This window comes from Nonomuraea sp. NPDC048826 (genome assembly GCF_043198225.1).
GTDB lineage: Bacteria > Actinomycetota > Actinomycetes > Streptosporangiales > Streptosporangiaceae > Nonomuraea.
Map to the genome: position 1 here is coordinate 1 of NZ_JBICUQ010000014.1, position 14,174 is coordinate 14,174.

The window sequence follows — 14,174 nt, forward strand, 5'->3', positions numbered from 1 at the left end:
GATTCCCAACCAAAAAGGAATCCGTCAAAAATGACGGGGTTTGTGCATCATGCACTGGCTTTTAACACACTGTTGAGTTCTCAAGAAACGGACGCATACACCGTACCGAAGAAGTTCTTTCCTCGGCGCCGGTGGCGCAATCTCGCTCTACGCCATCCTATCAGACGCCCTGATTTCCGGTCAAATCCGTTAACCAGTTCTTCTGATCAGATTTTGGCAGCCCTCGGAACTTACCGTGTCATCTTGCGCCTGTCGAATCAACCGATTATTCGGTGATCAGCTCGGGCGCCCGAGACGACCCGATCCTGAGCGCGTCACAGCGTTCCGATCGAGTGGCTTGTTCTTCAAGGGGCTTGCCCCGGGGCCCGTCCGCCTGCTCGGCGTCCGGCTCACTCCCGGGCGAGTTATGAGATTAGGTCGCGATCCGCCAGACGTCAAATCACGCGCCCGTCCCGCCGTGGCGCGCCCTCCCGAAGACTCCCGAGCCGACCCGGCAGGCCACAGAGGGCCACAGACGGCCACGCCGTCTCCGACCCGCACGCCACCGAAGTGTCGTACGCCTCATTTCTGCATCCTGAAGTCCCGGAATTCGGCGAGGACGTCGAACCCGGCCAGACCGACCCGGCCCAGACCTTCTGGGTCGACTCCGGGCACCTTGCGCTGGGACACCTGCCGGCCGTCCACATGGAAGGTGTAGGTCGAGCCCTTCCTGGTCACCTTGAGCGTGTGGAAGTCATCGGGGTCGAAGCCGAACGGCCATGCGATGCGCTCCGCGCTGAACGCACCCTTCTCCATCACCAGGACGGTGAGCTTGCCCTCTGCGGTGAGCGGTTCGACGTAGTAACCGATGTCGTTGCCCGGCTCCGTGTTGGAGAACAGCAAGCCGTACTTCGGGGTCTTGTCCCGGCGGCCGTACTCGAGCAAGCGCGTGCGGACCGAGAGCGTGAAGCTGGTGCCCATCGGCCGCTTCGTCCACATCAGGAACCCCCAGCCAGGGCCTGCGGATCCTTCGGGGTATTGGATCAGCTTGGCGCTGCGTGGACCGGTGATGTCCCACTCGGACACGTCACCCTTCGTATCCCAGCGTCCAGACACCGCAGGGCGTCGTGTGGGGGTTGGCTTGGTGGCCGGCGAAGGGGCCGGGCTCGTGCTCGGAGTGGCCTTCCGGGCGGAGGCCGGCGTGGTCGTGCCGGTTGGCGTGCCGGTTGGCGTGGCAGATGGGGTGGCAGACGTTGGAGTGGCAGGAGCCGGCGTGGCAGGAACCGACGTGGCAGAAGCCGGCGTGGCTGAGGCCGACTGGCCGAGCGTGGTGGTGACCGCCGGGTCTGCGACTGCGAGCGGGCTGGTCGAGGGCGCGGGCCACAGGATGTAGGCCACACCCACCGTCACCGCCACCCCCGCTGCCGCCACCGCCGCAGGCCGTCCCCACGTGGAGGCACGGCGGGCAGCCCGGTCTCGTCCGGGCGACGCCGGTGTGGTGTCACGGCGAGCCTCAGCAGGTCCGTTGTCCCTGCGTAAGTCGCCGCCGGGCACGCCGTCCCGGGGAGGAGTCACGGGTAAGGCGGCTGGGGAGCCGTCCATCAGCGCGTTCCAGGCCGTCTGGGCGTCAGGGCGCAGCGCGGGATCCTTCTGAAGACACGCCGTCAGCACGTCACGCAGCGGCTCGCCGAGGGCCCGGAGGTCAGGCTCGCTGTTGAGCACCCGATGCATGACCGCGGGGATGGAGTCGAGGCCGAACGCGGGCGAACCGGTGGCGGCATAGACCATCGTCCCGGCCCACGAGAACAGATCCGAGGCGGACCCGATCCGCTCGCCCCGAATCTGCTCGGGCGACATGTAGCCGGGCGAGCCCACCACACTGCTGGCGGTGACGGAGGAGGCGTCCAGCGCCCTGGCGATGCCGAAGTCGATCACCCTGGGCCCGTCGGCGGCCAGTAACACGTTGGAAGGCTTGAAGTCGCGGTGGACGATGCCCGCCCGGTGGATGGAGATCAGAGCGGTCATGGTCCCCACCGCGAGACGTACCAGATCGTCGCCGGTCAAGGGGCCGCGCGTGCGTACGGCCTGCTGGAGGGAGACGCCCTCGACCAGTTCGGAGACGATGTACGGCACGGCGCCTGCGAATCCGACGTCGAGCACGCGTGCCGTGCAGAATTGGGCCACCCGGCGGGTCAGCTCGACCTCACGCTGGAAGCGCTGTACGGCGGCGGTGTCGCCGGCGAAGCGGGCGTGCAGGACCTTGGCCGCGATCGCGGTGCCGTCGGGCGCCCGTCCGGCGAAGACGGCGCCCTGCCCGCCCTCACCGAGGAAACCGAGAAGCACGTAGGGGCCCAGCGCTGTCGGATCCCCAGGGCGCAGTGGCTGCATGAAGGGGATCTTAGGGTTATTCAGCCGCGAACCAGCGCCCAAATCCCTGACGGAACCGACATTTCCAGCAGATCACGCAGACCTGCTGTGCTAGCCGATGACGGCGCGGACCTGCTCCGGCGAGGTGAACAGCTCGGCCGACATCCCCGCCGCCCGCGCGCCCAGCACGTTCGCCTCGTTGTCGTCGAAGAACAGCGCGTCCTGCGGCGCCACCCCGAGCCGCTCCGCGCAGATCCGGTACGCGCGCGGGTCCGGTTTGGCGACCCCGATCCGGCACGAGTACGTCAGCGCGTCAAACCGTCGCAGCCAGTCACCGTGGTGGCGCTCCCACACCGGCACCAGGTCCTCGATGATGTTCGACAGCAGCCCCAGCTTGATCCCGCGATCGGCGAGTTCGTGCACCACCGCCACCATCGCCGGGTCCACCAGCGACCAGCTCTCCAGATCGGCCGCCACCAGCGCCTGCACGTCGTCGAACGTCACGCCCAGGCGCGCGGCGACCGCCGCCCAGTAGTCGGGGGTTTCCTGCCCGGCGTCATAGGCGGGCCTGCACGCCCAGTAGGCATCCCAGAAGGACTCTCCCGCCACCCCGGCCAGGTCGACAAGCTGCTGTTTCGCCTCGTCTGTCTGCGTACGAGCGATCACACCGTACAGATCGAAAATGATCACCTTGGGCATGTCCCGAGCCTATGGCCTCAGGTGACCGGTCCACCCACGACCAACGGACAGGAGGGTGCGTACGAGTGGAAACTCGTACGCACCCGCCGGGCCGAACGGCCACCCCCAGAAAGCAGGTCAGCCGACCTCGACGCCGCCGATCGACTTCTTGCCGCGCCGCAGCACCAGGAACCGGCCGTGCAGCAGGTCGTCGGCGGCCGGGACGTACGCCTCGTCAGTGATCTTGACGTTGTTGAGGTAGGCGCCGCCCTCCTTGACCGCGCGGCGGGCCGCCGACTTGGACTCGACCAGCCCGCTGTCGGCCATCAGGTCGACCAGCGGCGCGCCGAGCGCGGGGACGGACGCCTTGGGCACCTCGGCGAGCGCCGCCGCCAGGGTGGCGGCCGGCAGTTCCTCCAGCGAGCCCTGGCCGAACAGCGCCTTGGACGCCGCGACCGCCGCCGCCAGCTCGTCGCGGCCGTGCACGAGCGTGGTCAGGTCCTCGGCGAGCGCCCGCTGCGCCTCGCGGGCGAAGGGCCGGTCGGCGACGGCCTTCTCCAGCTCCCCGATCTCCTCCCTGGAGCGGAAGGTGAACACCTTGAGGAAGCGGATCACGTCGCGGTCGTCGGCGTTGAGCCAGTACTGGTAGAACGCGTAGGGCGTGGTCAGCGCCGGGTCGAGCCAGACGGCGCCGCCCGCGGTCTTGCCGAACTTGGTGCCGTCGGCCTTGGTGATCAGCTTGCCGGTGAGCGCGTGCACGTGCGCGCCCTCGACCCGCCTGATCAGGTCGACGCCCGCGGTGATGTTGCCCCACTGGTCGCTGCCGCCGAGCTGGAGCGTGCAGCCGTGCCGCCGGTAGAGCTCCAGGTAGTCGTTGGCCTGCAGGATCTGGTAGCTGAACTCGGTGTAGCTGAGCCCTTCGCCGCCGAGCCTGGCCGAGACCGACTCGCGGGCGAGCATCCGGTTGACCGGGAAGTGCTTGCCGATGTCACGCAGGAAGTCGATGGCCGACAGCTGGGCGGTCCAGTCGAGGTTGCTGACGAGCGTGGCCGCGTTCGGGCCCGGGTCGAAGGACAGGAACTTCTCCACCTGGACCCGGATGCGCGCCACCCACTCGGCCACCACCTCGCTGGTGTTGAGCGCCCGCTCGGTGCTGCGGCCGCTGGGGTCGCCGATGAGGCCGGTGGCGCCGCCGACGAGGCCGATCGGCTTGTGGCCCGCGCGCTGGAAACGGGTCAGGATCAGCAGCGTGGCCAGGTTTCCGACGTGCAGCGACGGTGCGGTCGGGTCGAAGCCCGCATAGACCGTGGTCGGACCCTTCGACAGTGCTTCGCGCAGGGCGGTGATGTCGGTGGTCTGCGCGGTCACGTCGCGCCATTCGAGCTCATCGAGGATGTCGGTCACGATGCTGGCTTTCGTGGTAGAGGGTGAGTGGATACAGCGTGCCTGATCGCGACCGGACGCCGCCACTTGGATAGCCTCGGCATCATGTGGAAGGTCCGTCGCGAGCTGGCAGTTTTCAAGATCTTAGGGGCTCTGGCCTGCGCCGGGCTCGGTGTGTACTGGTTCGTCACCGGTGATGTGCGCGGAGTGATCCTCGCGGTGCCGGCGACGGTGCTGGTGGGCGCGATGGGGCTGCGCGACGTGCTGGCCCCGGTGCGGCTGTCGATGGACGAGGACGGCATCACGGTGGTGCACGGGTTCGCGGGCAAGCGCCGGGTGCCGTGGGACGCCATCTGGGACGTCAAGGTGGACGTGCGCAGGCGGTGGGGGTTGCGCAGCGAGATGCTGGAGATCGACACCGGCGACCATCTGCACATCTTCAGCGCTCACGAGCTGGGCGCCTCTCCCACGGAGGTGGCCGCGGCGCTGCGCCGGCGCGGCACGTGAGCGCGGTACGGGGAGACGGTCGGGTCGCCGTCGATCCAGAACCGCCAGGGGGTGTCCTTGGCCGTCGAGATCCCGGTGCGCGGCCCCGATCTGATCGCGGCCGGCTCGGGCGGGCGGCCTTCCAGCACGACCGCCGATCCTGGGGGCATGCCCGACAGCTCGGCGGCGGGGCTGACGAGGCTGGCGACGGCGGGGATCGAGCCGGGCGGCCCCTCCCAGACGGCGTCGGCGCCGTTGTGCTCGCGCAGCAGCCCGAGCGCCACGGCCAGCCTGGCCGGCCCGCGGCCGAGGTCGCGGTCGGCGACCGGCCGGGGGCCGCCGTCGCCGGCGGGCGCTCCCCTGCCTGATCGCCGCGACCGGGCCAGGCCGACGCCGCCGACGACCTCGCCGGCCCGCAGCAGCACCGCCGAGCCCTGGCCCTCGGGCAGGCAGACGAGGTTGGCGCAGAAGTGCATGCCGTAGGTGAAGTACACGTACAGATGTCCGGGCGGGCCGAACATGACGGCGTTGCGTGCCGTCTTGCCGCGGTAGGTGTGGGCCGCGGGGTCCTCCCCCGGCCCTCCGTACGCCTCGACCTCGGTGAGCCGGACGGCCACCCCGTCGTGCACGATCAGGCGCCCGAGCAGGTCGGGCGCCACCTCGTGGGACGGCCGGTCGAAGAAGGCTCGCGGCAGCGGGGCCGTGCTCAGCACCCCGCTCAGGATCCGGCCGCCCAGGCCGCCTGGGCGTCGACCGCCTCGCGCAGCGCCACCAGCTGGTCGCGCACCCGGTCGGGGGCGGTGCCGCCGTGGGCCTTGCGGGCGGCGAGCGCTCCCGGCACGTTGAGCACGTCGCGGACGTCGGGCGTCAGATGCGGCGAGACCTTGGCCAGCTCGTCGTCGGAGAGGTCGCCGAGGTCCTTGTCGTTGACCTGGCACCACACGACCAGGTGGCCGACCGCCTCGTGCGCGTCGCGGAACGGCACGCCGCGCCGGACCAGCAGCTCGGCCAGGTCGGTGGCGAGGGCGAACCCGTCGGGGGCCGACGACTCCAGCCGGGCGGTGTTGACCCGCATGGTCGAGACGAGGCCGGCCATCGCGGGCAGGACCAGCAGCAGGGTGTCGACGGAGTCGAACACCGGCTCCTTGTCCTCCTGCAGGTCGCGGTTGTAGGTGAGCGGCAGGCCCTTGAGCGTGGTCAGCAGCGCCATCAGGTTGCCGATCAGGCGGCCGGACTTGCCGCGGGCCAGCTCGGCCACGTCGGGATTCTTCTTCTGCGGCATGATCGACGAGCCGGTGGAGTAGGCGTCGTCCATCTCGATCCAGCGGAACTCCTGCGAGGCCCACAGGACGATCTCCTCGCCCAGCCGCGACAGGTGGGTGCCGATCAGGGCCGCGGCGAACAGGAACTCGGCCGCGAAGTCGCGGTCGGCGACCGCGTCCATGGAGTTGGGCGCCGCCGAGTCGAACCCGAGCTCCTGCGCGACCGCCTGCGGGTCGAGCGGCAGCGACGAGCCGGCCAGCGCGCCGGAGCCGAGCGGCGAGACGGCCGCCCGCTTGTCCCAGTCGGTGAGCCGGTCGATGTCGCGGGCGAACGCGTGCACGTGCGCCAGCAGCTGGTGGCCGAACGACACCGGCTGCGCGTGCTGCAGGTGGGTCATGCCGGGCGCGGCCGTCTCGGCGTGCTGCTCGGCCTGCTCCATCAGCGCCGTCTCCAGCTCGACCAGCCGCGAGACGATGGTGCGGGCGTGGTCGCGCAGGTAGAGGCGCAGGTCGGTGGCGATCTGGTCGTTGCGGCTGCGGCCGGCGCGGAGCTTGCCGCCGAGCGAGCCGAGCCGCTCCAGCAGGCCGCGCTCCAGCGCGGTGTGCACGTCCTCGTCGGCGACGGTGGGCCGGAACTCGCCCTCCTTGCAGGCCCGCTCCAGGTCGTCGAGCGCGCCGATCATGCGCTGCAGCTCCTCGCCGCTCAGCAGCCCCGCTCTGTGCAGCACGCGGGCGTGCGCCCTGGACGCCGCCAGGTCGTACGGCACCAGCCGCCAGTCGAAGTGCACGCTCACCGACAGCCGGGTCAGCGCGTCGGACGGGCCCCCCTCGAAACGCCCGCCCCACAGCCGCATCGGCTTGCCATCACTCACCGTCTTCTCCTCAACCTTCACCGCACGTCCTCCGCGACCATAGTGCACTTCACCCCTGCTTCGCGTCGCGGGCCGCCGCGATCTTCGAAGGCAGGCTGAACAGCTGGACGAAACCTTTGGCCAGCGACTGGTCGAAGGTGTCGCCGGTGTCGTAGGTGGCCAGCGAGAAGTCGTACAGGGACTGCTCGGAACGCCGGCCGGTGACGGTCGCCCGCCCGCCGTGCAAGGTCATCCGGATGTCGCCGCTGACGTAGCGCTGCGTGTCGGCGATCAGCGCGTCGAGCCCGCGCTTGAGCGGCGAGTACCACAGCCCGTCGTAGACCAGCTCGCTCCACCGCTGGTCGACGCCGCGCTTGAAGCGGGCCAGGTCGCGCTCGACGGTGACGCTCTCCAGCTCTCGGTGGGCGGTGATGAGCGTGATCGCGGCCGGCGCCTCGTACACCTCGCGCGACTTGATGCCGACCAGCCGGTCCTCGACCATGTCGATGCGGCCGACGCCGTGCGCGCCGGCGCGCCGGTTCAGCTCGTCGACGACCTGGTACGGGGTGAGCGGGCGGCCGTCGAGCTTGACCGGGACGCCCTGTTCGAAGGTGATGACCACCTCGTCGGGCTCGCGCGGCGCGGACGGGTCGGCGGTGTAGGCGTAGACGTCCTCGCTGGGGGCGTTCCAGATGTCTTCCAGGAAGCCGGTCTCGATGGCGCGGCCCCACAGGTTCTGGTCGATGGAGAACGGGTTCTTCTTGGTGGTCTCGATCGGCAGGCCCTTGCTCTCGGCGTACTCGATCGCCTTGTCGCGGGTCCAGGCGAAGTCGCGGGCCGGGGCGACGACCTGGAGTTCGGGGGCCAGCGCGGCCAGCCCGGCCTCGAAGCGGACCTGATCGTTGCCCTTGCCGGTGCAGCCGTGGGACACGATCGTGCCGCCGTACCGCTGGGCCGCGGTGACCAGGTGCTTGACGATGAGCGGCCGCGAGAGCGACGACAGCAGCGGGTATCGGTCCATGTAGAGGGCGTTGGCCTGGAGGGCGGGCACGCAGAAGTCGGCCGCGAACTCCTCCTTGGCGTCGACGACCACGGATTCGACGGCGCCGCAGTCCATGGCGCGCTTCTGGATGACGTCCATGTCCTCACCGCCCTGGCCGAGGTCCACCGCGACGGCGATGACCTCGGCGTTCATCTTCTCGGCGAGGAACGGGATGGCCACCGACGTGTCGAGGCCGCCCGAGAATGCGAGGACCACTCTCTCCGTCATTGTTCCATCTCCATAAATAGGGATATTTCGGTCTATGCGCGCCGGTCGGCCGCCTTCAGCAGCGCCTGTGCGAGCACCTGTCCGCCCTGCGGATCGCGGCTGATGACCAGGATCGTGTCGTCGCCCGCGACCGTGCCGAGAATCGACTCCCAGTCGGCGTGGTCGATGGCGGAGGCGAGGAACTGGGCGGCGCCCGGCGGGGTCCTGACGATGACCAGGTTGGCCGACGCCTCGGCGCTGACCAGCAGCTCCTCGGCGATGCGGTGCAGCCGCGCGGCCGGCGACTCGCCGGTGCCCAGGCGGGCACGCGGGATCCGCCCGCCGCCCTCGCCGGGCAGCGCGTACACCAGCGAGCCGTCCTCGGCGCGCAGCTTGAGCGCACCCAGCTCGTCGAGGTCGCGCGAGAGCGTGGCCTGCGTGACCTCGACGCCGCTCTCGGCCAGCAGCTTGGCCAGCTCCGGCTGGGAACGCACCGGCTGGCGCTGGAGCAGGTCGGTGATCTTCGCCTGCCGGGCCGCCTTGGTCATCGGGATCGTCATGGTCTGGTCACCAGCCAGTGCAGCAGCGCCTTCTGGGCGTGCAGCCGGTTCTCCGCCTGGTCCCACACGGCGCTGTGCGGGCCCTCCAGGACATCGGCGGTGATCTCGTTGCCCCGGTAGGCCGGCAGGCAGTGGAGCACGACCGCGTCGCCGTCGGCGTGCGCCAGCAGTTCGGCGTTCACCTGGTAGGGCATGAGGTCGCGGACCCGGTCCTCCTTGCCGTCCTGGCCCATCGACACCCAGGTGTCGGCGGCCACGACGTGCGCCCCCTGAACGGCCGCGACCGGGTCGGAGACCGCCACCACCGAGCCGCCGGTGGTGGCGGCGATGGCCGCGGCCCGGCTCAGCACCACGGCGTCGGGCTGGTAGCCCGCCGGGGCGCCGATCCGCACGTGCATGCCGGCCGTGGCCCCGCCCAGCAGGTAGGAGTTGGCCATGTTGTTGGCGCCGTCGCCCACGTACGCGAGCGTCAGACCGGCGGTTCGGCCCAGCCGCTCGCGGACCGTCTGCAGGTCGGCGAGGATCTGGCAGGGGTGGAACTCGTCGGTGAGCGCGTTGACCACCGGCACCGCGGAGTTGGCGGCCATGGTCTCGATCAGCTCCTGGCCGGTGGTGCGCCACACGATGGCGGCCACCTGCCGGTCGAGCACGCGGGCGATGTCCTCGATCGGCTCGCCGCGGCCCATGAGCGTGGAGACCCCGTCGACGATCAGCGGCAGGCCGCCCAGCTCGCCGATGCCGGCGTGGAAGGAGACCCGGGTCCTGGCCGACGGCTTGTCGAACAGCACCGCCACGGTCTTTGGCCCCTCGAACGGGCGGTGACCGAAGCGGTCCTTCTTCATCTCCGCCGCCAGGACGAGGACCTCTTCCTGCTCGTCCGGCGACAGGTCGTCGTCCTTCAGGAAGTGCCGGACTCGCGCCGGGTCCGCGTGGTGCCTCGTCGTCACTTGCCCGCCTCCTCAAGAATCCCCGGGAACGCGGCGGTGAAGGCGTCGACCTGCGCCGCCGTCACGACCAGCGGCGGGGCGATCCGCAGCGCGTCCGGCTGGACGGCGTTGATCAGGAACCCCGCGTCCTGGGCCGCTTTCTGCACCTGCCCAGAAATGGGCTCTTCGAGCACGGCCGCCAGCCACAGGCCGCGCCCGCGCACCCCCTTCAGCAGCGGGTGCGAGATCGCTTCCAGGCCGCCGCGCAGCCGCTCGGCGACCTTCCGGACGTGGCCGAGGTCCACGTTGTCGAGCACGGCGAGCGCCGCGGCGCAGGACACCGGGTTGCCGCCGAAGGTCGAGCCGTGGTCGCCCTTCTCGAACAGCGTGCCGGCCTCGCCGAAGCCGACGCAGGCGCCGATCGGCAGCCCGCCGCCGAGCCCCTTGGCCAGGGTGAGGATGTCGGGGGTGACGCCGTCGGCCTGGTGGGCGAACCAGTGGCCGGTGCGGCCGATCGCCGACTGGATCTCGTCGGCCACCAGCAGCGCGCCGGTGGCGTCGCAGATCTCGCGGGCCGCCGCCAGGTAGCCGTCGGGCGGCGGCACCACGCCGGCCTCGCCCTGCGTCGGCTCCAGGAACACCGCCGCGCAGTCGCCGGTCACGGCCGCCTTCAGCGCGTCCGCGTCACCGTACGGAACGAACCGGACATCCATCGGGAACGGGCCGAACTGGTCGCGGATGGACTTCTTGCCGCTCAGCGAGAGCGCGCCGATCGTACGGCCGTGGAAGCCGTTCTCGGCCGCCACGAAGTAGGACCTGCCGGTGCGCTTGCCGTACTTGACCGAGAGCTTGTAGGCGGCCTCGTTGGCCTCGGTGCCGGAGTTGGCGAAGAAGACCCGGGCAGGCTCGCCCAGCAGGCCGATCAGCCGCTCGGCCAGCAGCACCTCGGGCTCGTGCAGGTAGAGGTTGCTGGTGTGGGCGATCGTCGCCACCTGCTTGGAGACCGCCTCGACCAGCGCCGGGTGGGCGTGGCCGAGTGAGACGACCGCGATGCCGGCGATGAAGTCGACGTACTCGTTGCCCTCGACGTCCCACACGCGGGCGCCCTCGCCCCTGGCCAGCGCGAGCGGCGGGACGCCGTAGTTGGGCATCAAGACCTGCTCGAAGCGCTCGTACAGGCTACTCATGAGGGCACCACCATGGTTCCGATTCCTTCGTTGGTGAAGATCTCCTGCAGCAGCGCGTGGGGCACCCGGCCGTCGAGCACGTGGGCCTGCGGCACACCGTTGCGCACGGCGGTCAGGCAGGCCTCCATCTTGGGCACCATGCCGCTGGACAGCGTGGGCAGCAGCCGCTCCAGCGCGGCGGCGTCCAGCTCGTCGATGACGTCGGTGTCGTCGGGCCAGTTGGCGTACAGGCCCTCGACGTCGGTGAGGACGACGAGCTTGTGCGCCTTGAGCGCCACGGCCAGCGCGGCGGCCGCGGTGTCGGCATTTACATTGTAGATTTCGCCGTCGTCGCCGCGGGCGACGCTGGACACCACCGGGACGCGCCCGTCGGCCAGCAGCGCCTCCACCGCGCCCGGCTCGACCTTGACGATCTCGCCGACCTGGCCGATGTCGACCGCCTCGCCGTCGACGACGGCGCTCTTGCGCTCGGCGGTGAACAGGTGGGCGTCCTCGCCGGACATGCCGACCGCGAACGGGCCGTGCCGGTTGATCAGGCCGATGATGTCGCGGCCGACCTGGCCGACCAGGACCATCCGGACGACCTGCATGGCCTCCGGCGTGGTCACCCGCAGCCCGGCGGTGAACGTCGACTCGATGCCCAGCTTGTCGAGGTGGGCGTTGATCTGCGGACCGCCGCCGTGCACCACGACCGGCCGCAGCCCGGCGTACCGCAGGAAGACGACGTCCTCGGCGAACGCCTCCTTGAGCGCCTCGTCGGTCATCGCGTTGCCGCCGTACTTGATGACGACGGTCGCGCCGTGGAAGCGCTCCAGCCACGGCAGCGCCTCGATCAGCCCGGCGGCCTTCTCCTGTGCGCTCCTCATGTGGAGTACGCCGAGTTCTCGTGGACGTAGTCGGCCGTCAGGTCCGTGGTGTGGACGGTGGCGGTGTGCGGGCCGGCCGACAGGTCGACGGTGATGGTGACGTCGCGCGGACGCATGTCGACCTTGTCGCGGTCGTCGCCGACGGCGCCGGCGCGGCAGATCCAGATGCCGTTGATCGCGACGTTGAGCCGGTCGGGCTCGAACTCGGCGTCGGTGGTGCCGACCGCTGACAGCACCCGGCCCCAGTTGGGGTCCTCGCCGTGGATGGCGCACTTGAGCAGGTTGGAACGGGCGACCGCACGGCCGACCGTGACCGCGTCGTCCTCCGAGGCGGCGCCGACCACCTCGATGGCGATGGCCTTGCTGGCGCCCTCGGCGTCGACGAGGAGCTGCCTGGCCAGGTCGGCGCAGACCTCCGTCACCTTCTGCCCGAACTCGGCCAGATCGGGCTTGACCCCGGCGGCGCCGCTGGACAGCAGCAGCACGGTGTCGTTGGTGGACATGCAGCCGTCGGCGTCGAGCCGGTCGAAGGTCGTGGCCGTCGCCGCGCGCAGCGCCGCGTCGAGCTCCTCGGCGGTCAGCTCGGCGTCGGTGGTGATCACGCAGAGCATGGTGGCCAGGGCGGGGGCCAGCATGCCGGCCCCTTTGGCCATCCCGCCGACCATGTAGCCGGCGCCGCGCTTGAACGAGATCTTGGACACCGTGTCGGTGGTGCGGATGGCGTCGGCCGCGTTGAGTCCGCCGTCGCGGGACAGCTTGGCGGCGGCCTGCTCCACGCCGGCCAGCAGCGGGTCCATCGGCAGCCGCTCGCCGATCAGCCCGGTCGAGCAGACCGCGATCTCGCCCGCGGAGTCGGCCAGCAGCTCGGCCACCTTCTCGGCGGTGGCGTGCGTGTCCTGGAAGCCCTCGGGGCCGGTGCAGGCGTTGGCGCCGCCGGAGTTGAGCACGACCGCCCGCACCCGCCCGCCGCTCAGGACCTGCTGCGACCAGAGCACCGGCGCCGCCTTCACCCTGTTGGCGGTGAAGACGCCGGCGGCGGCGCGGTTGGGTCCGTCGTTGACGACGAGGGCCAGGTCGCGGGCGCCGCCGGATTTGATGCCGGCGGCCACGCCCGCGGCCCGGAAGCCAAGGGGTGCGGTCACGCTCATGGAGCAACTCCGTTCGTGGGGAGACCGAGCTCTTCGGGCAGGCCGAGGGCGAGGTTGGCGCTCTGGATCGCGCCCCCGGCGGTGCCCTTGGTGAGGTTGTCGATGGCGATGACGGCCAGCACCCGGCCGGCGCGCTCGTCGAGCGCCACCTGCAGGGCGGCGGTGTTGGCGCCGTAGGTCATCGCGGTGGCGGGCCAGACGCCCTCCGGCAGCAGCGTCACGAAAGGCTCGGCGCGCAGGGCTTCCGCGTACGCCTCGCGCAGCGCGGCGCGGGTGAGGCCGGGCGCGGCGGGGGCGCTGCAGGTGGCCAGGATGCCGCGGCTCATCGGGGCCAGCGTGGGGGTGAAGGACACCCGTACCGGCACGCCCGCCGCGGCGCTCAGCCCCTGCTCCATCTCCGGCGTGTGGCGGTGCGCGCCGCCGACGCCGTAGGCGCTGACCGAGCCGATGACCTCGCTGCCGAGCAGGTTGGGCTTGAGTGACTTGCCGGCGCCGCTGGTGCCGCTGGCGGCGACCACCACGACGTCCGGCTCGGCCAGGCCCGCGGCGAACGCGGGCGTCAGCGCGAGCAGCACCGAGGTCGGGTAGCAGCCGGGCACCGCGATGCGGCGGGTGCTCTTGAGCAGCTCGCGCTGGCCGGGCAGCTCCGGCAGGCCGTAGGGCCAGGTGCCGGCGTGCTCGCCGCCGTAGAACTCCGCCCAGGCGGCCGCGTCGGCGAGCCGGTGGTCGGCGCCGCAGTCGACGACCAGCGTGTCGTCGCCGAGCTGGGCGGCGATGGCCGCCGAGTGGCCGTGCGGGAGTGCGAGGAAGACGACGTCGTGGCCGGCGAGCGTCTCGGGCGTGGTGTCCTGGATGACGCGGCCGGCCAGCGAGGGCAGGTGAGGCTGGTGGGCGCCGAGCGCGCTGCCGGCGCTGGAGGCGGCGGTGAGCGTGCCGATCTCCAGCTCGGGGTGACCGAGCAACAGGCGGAGCAACTCGCCGCCCGCGTAGCCGCTGGCTCCGGCGACCGCTGCTCTCATGCCGACCTCCTGCATAATCATGCACCCTACCTCATGGTCTTACTCGTAGAGATGATGCACTGCAGAGGATGAATATGCAACCTGCTCACCGTATATCGAGAGGATGACGGAACGCGCACGGCGTCGGATAACCGCCGGTGAATGCGGTCTGGCGCGACGTACCTACCGGTCGGTACTGTGATGTATCCGACAGCCGTCCAGTGGGAGTCTGCG

General features: G+C 70.8%; 14 protein-coding genes. 2 read left to right on the forward strand and 12 right to left on the reverse strand.

What is annotated here, in order from left to right; translation table 11 throughout:
* Nucleotides 1-276 (forward strand): hypothetical protein (locus tag ACGFI7_RS38940; RefSeq protein WP_393413862.1); only part of this gene is annotated, 276 nt, incomplete at its 5' end.
* Between the two features lie 285 nt (nt 277-561).
* Here the strand turns inward: ACGFI7_RS38940 and ACGFI7_RS38945 are convergent.
* The 3 genes from ACGFI7_RS38945 to tyrS form a co-directional block, all read right to left on the reverse strand.
* Entirely contained in the window at nt 562-2,367 is a 1,806-nt protein-coding gene (locus ACGFI7_RS38945; RefSeq protein WP_393413865.1) for a protein kinase, read from the reverse strand.
* Between the two features lie 90 nt (nt 2,368-2,457).
* Nucleotides 2,458-3,045: an HAD family hydrolase gene (locus ACGFI7_RS38950; protein ID WP_393413868.1), complete on the reverse strand. Its 588-nt coding sequence runs from the start codon at nt 3,043-3,045 to the stop codon at nt 2,458-2,460.
* Between the two features lie 117 nt (nt 3,046-3,162).
* On the reverse strand, nt 3,163-4,428 hold the full coding sequence (gene tyrS / locus ACGFI7_RS38955) for a tyrosine--tRNA ligase (protein WP_393413871.1): 1,266 nt from the start codon (nt 4,426-4,428) through the stop codon (nt 3,163-3,165).
* Between the two features lie 84 nt (nt 4,429-4,512).
* Here tyrS and ACGFI7_RS38960 point away from each other — a divergent pair, with 84 nt between their 5' ends.
* Nucleotides 4,513-4,914 (forward strand): PH domain-containing protein, encoded by a 402-nt coding sequence (locus tag ACGFI7_RS38960; protein ID WP_393413874.1) that lies wholly within the window; start codon nt 4,513-4,515, stop codon nt 4,912-4,914.
* On the opposite strand, the gene ACGFI7_RS38965 is transcribed toward ACGFI7_RS38960, so the two are convergent.
* From ACGFI7_RS38965 to argC, 9 genes are all read right to left on the reverse strand, one after another.
* On the reverse strand, nt 4,854-5,606 hold the full coding sequence (locus ACGFI7_RS38965) for a DNA-3-methyladenine glycosylase (RefSeq protein WP_393413877.1): 753 nt from the start codon (nt 5,604-5,606) through the stop codon (nt 4,854-4,856). The two genes, ACGFI7_RS38960 and ACGFI7_RS38965, sit on opposite strands and share 61 nt — an antisense overlap.
* A 5-nt stretch (nt 5,607-5,611) precedes the next feature.
* Nucleotides 5,612-7,009: an argininosuccinate lyase gene (argH, locus tag ACGFI7_RS38970; RefSeq protein WP_393414240.1), complete on the reverse strand. Its 1,398-nt coding sequence runs from the start codon at nt 7,007-7,009 to the stop codon at nt 5,612-5,614.
* Nucleotides 7,010-7,076: 67 nt separating this feature from the next.
* The gene (locus ACGFI7_RS38975) at nt 7,077-8,276 is read right to left on the reverse strand and encodes an argininosuccinate synthase (RefSeq protein ID WP_393413880.1); all 1,200 of its coding nucleotides are present in this window, start codon (nt 8,274-8,276) and stop codon (nt 7,077-7,079) included.
* 32 nt (nt 8,277-8,308) lie between these two features.
* The gene (locus ACGFI7_RS38980; RefSeq protein WP_393413883.1) at nt 8,309-8,815 is read right to left on the reverse strand and encodes an arginine repressor; all 507 of its coding nucleotides are present in this window, start codon (nt 8,813-8,815) and stop codon (nt 8,309-8,311) included.
* Nucleotides 8,812-9,762 (reverse strand): ornithine carbamoyltransferase, encoded by a 951-nt coding sequence (argF, locus tag ACGFI7_RS38985; protein ID WP_393413885.1) that lies wholly within the window; start codon nt 9,760-9,762, stop codon nt 8,812-8,814. The genes ACGFI7_RS38980 and argF overlap by 4 nt, the downstream gene beginning before the upstream one ends.
* Nucleotides 9,759-10,928 (reverse strand): acetylornithine transaminase, encoded by a 1,170-nt coding sequence (locus tag ACGFI7_RS38990; protein WP_393413888.1) that lies wholly within the window; start codon nt 10,926-10,928, stop codon nt 9,759-9,761. The genes argF and ACGFI7_RS38990 overlap by 4 nt, the downstream gene beginning before the upstream one ends.
* Nucleotides 10,925-11,794, reverse strand: a complete 870-nt coding sequence (gene argB / locus ACGFI7_RS38995) for an acetylglutamate kinase (RefSeq protein ID WP_393413891.1) — start codon at nt 11,792-11,794, stop codon at nt 10,925-10,927. The genes ACGFI7_RS38990 and argB overlap by 4 nt, the downstream gene beginning before the upstream one ends.
* Entirely contained in the window at nt 11,791-12,942 is a 1,152-nt protein-coding gene (argJ, locus tag ACGFI7_RS39000) for a bifunctional glutamate N-acetyltransferase/amino-acid acetyltransferase ArgJ (RefSeq protein ID WP_393413894.1), read from the reverse strand. The genes argB and argJ overlap by 4 nt, the downstream gene beginning before the upstream one ends.
* Nucleotides 12,939-13,976, reverse strand: coding sequence for an N-acetyl-gamma-glutamyl-phosphate reductase (argC, locus tag ACGFI7_RS39005; protein WP_393414243.1), 1,038 nt, complete (start codon nt 13,974-13,976; stop codon nt 12,939-12,941). Before argC ends, argJ begins: the two co-directional genes overlap by 4 nt.
* Nucleotides 13,977-14,174 lie beyond the last annotated feature (198 nt).

What these genes read in the sequence shown, in the direction of transcription:
- ACGFI7_RS38945 (WP_393413865.1), bottom strand. Translation starts at nt 2,367, where the DNA reads ATGCAGCCACTGCGCCCTGGGGATCCGACAGCGCTGGGCCCCTACGTG.
- ACGFI7_RS38950 (WP_393413868.1), bottom strand. Translation starts at nt 3,045, where the DNA reads ATGCCCAAGGTGATCATTTTCGATCTGTACGGTGTGATCGCTCGTACG.
- ACGFI7_RS38960 (WP_393413874.1), top strand. Translation starts at nt 4,513, where the DNA reads ATGTGGAAGGTCCGTCGCGAGCTGGCAGTTTTCAAGATCTTAGGGGCT.
- argH (WP_393414240.1), bottom strand. Translation starts at nt 7,009, where the DNA reads ATGCGGCTGTGGGGCGGGCGTTTCGAGGGGGGCCCGTCCGACGCGCTG.
- ACGFI7_RS38975 (WP_393413880.1), bottom strand. Translation starts at nt 8,276, where the DNA reads ATGACGGAGAGAGTGGTCCTCGCATTCTCGGGCGGCCTCGACACGTCG.
- ACGFI7_RS38980 (WP_393413883.1), bottom strand. Translation starts at nt 8,815, where the DNA reads ATGACGATCCCGATGACCAAGGCGGCCCGGCAGGCGAAGATCACCGAC.
- ACGFI7_RS38990 (WP_393413888.1), bottom strand. Translation starts at nt 10,928, where the DNA reads ATGAGTAGCCTGTACGAGCGCTTCGAGCAGGTCTTGATGCCCAACTAC.
- argB (WP_393413891.1), bottom strand. Translation starts at nt 11,794, where the DNA reads ATGAGGAGCGCACAGGAGAAGGCCGCCGGGCTGATCGAGGCGCTGCCG.
- argJ (WP_393413894.1), bottom strand. Translation starts at nt 12,942, where the DNA reads ATGAGCGTGACCGCACCCCTTGGCTTCCGGGCCGCGGGCGTGGCCGCC.
- argC (WP_393414243.1), bottom strand. Translation starts at nt 13,976, where the DNA reads ATGCAGGAGGTCGGCATGAGAGCAGCGGTCGCCGGAGCCAGCGGCTAC.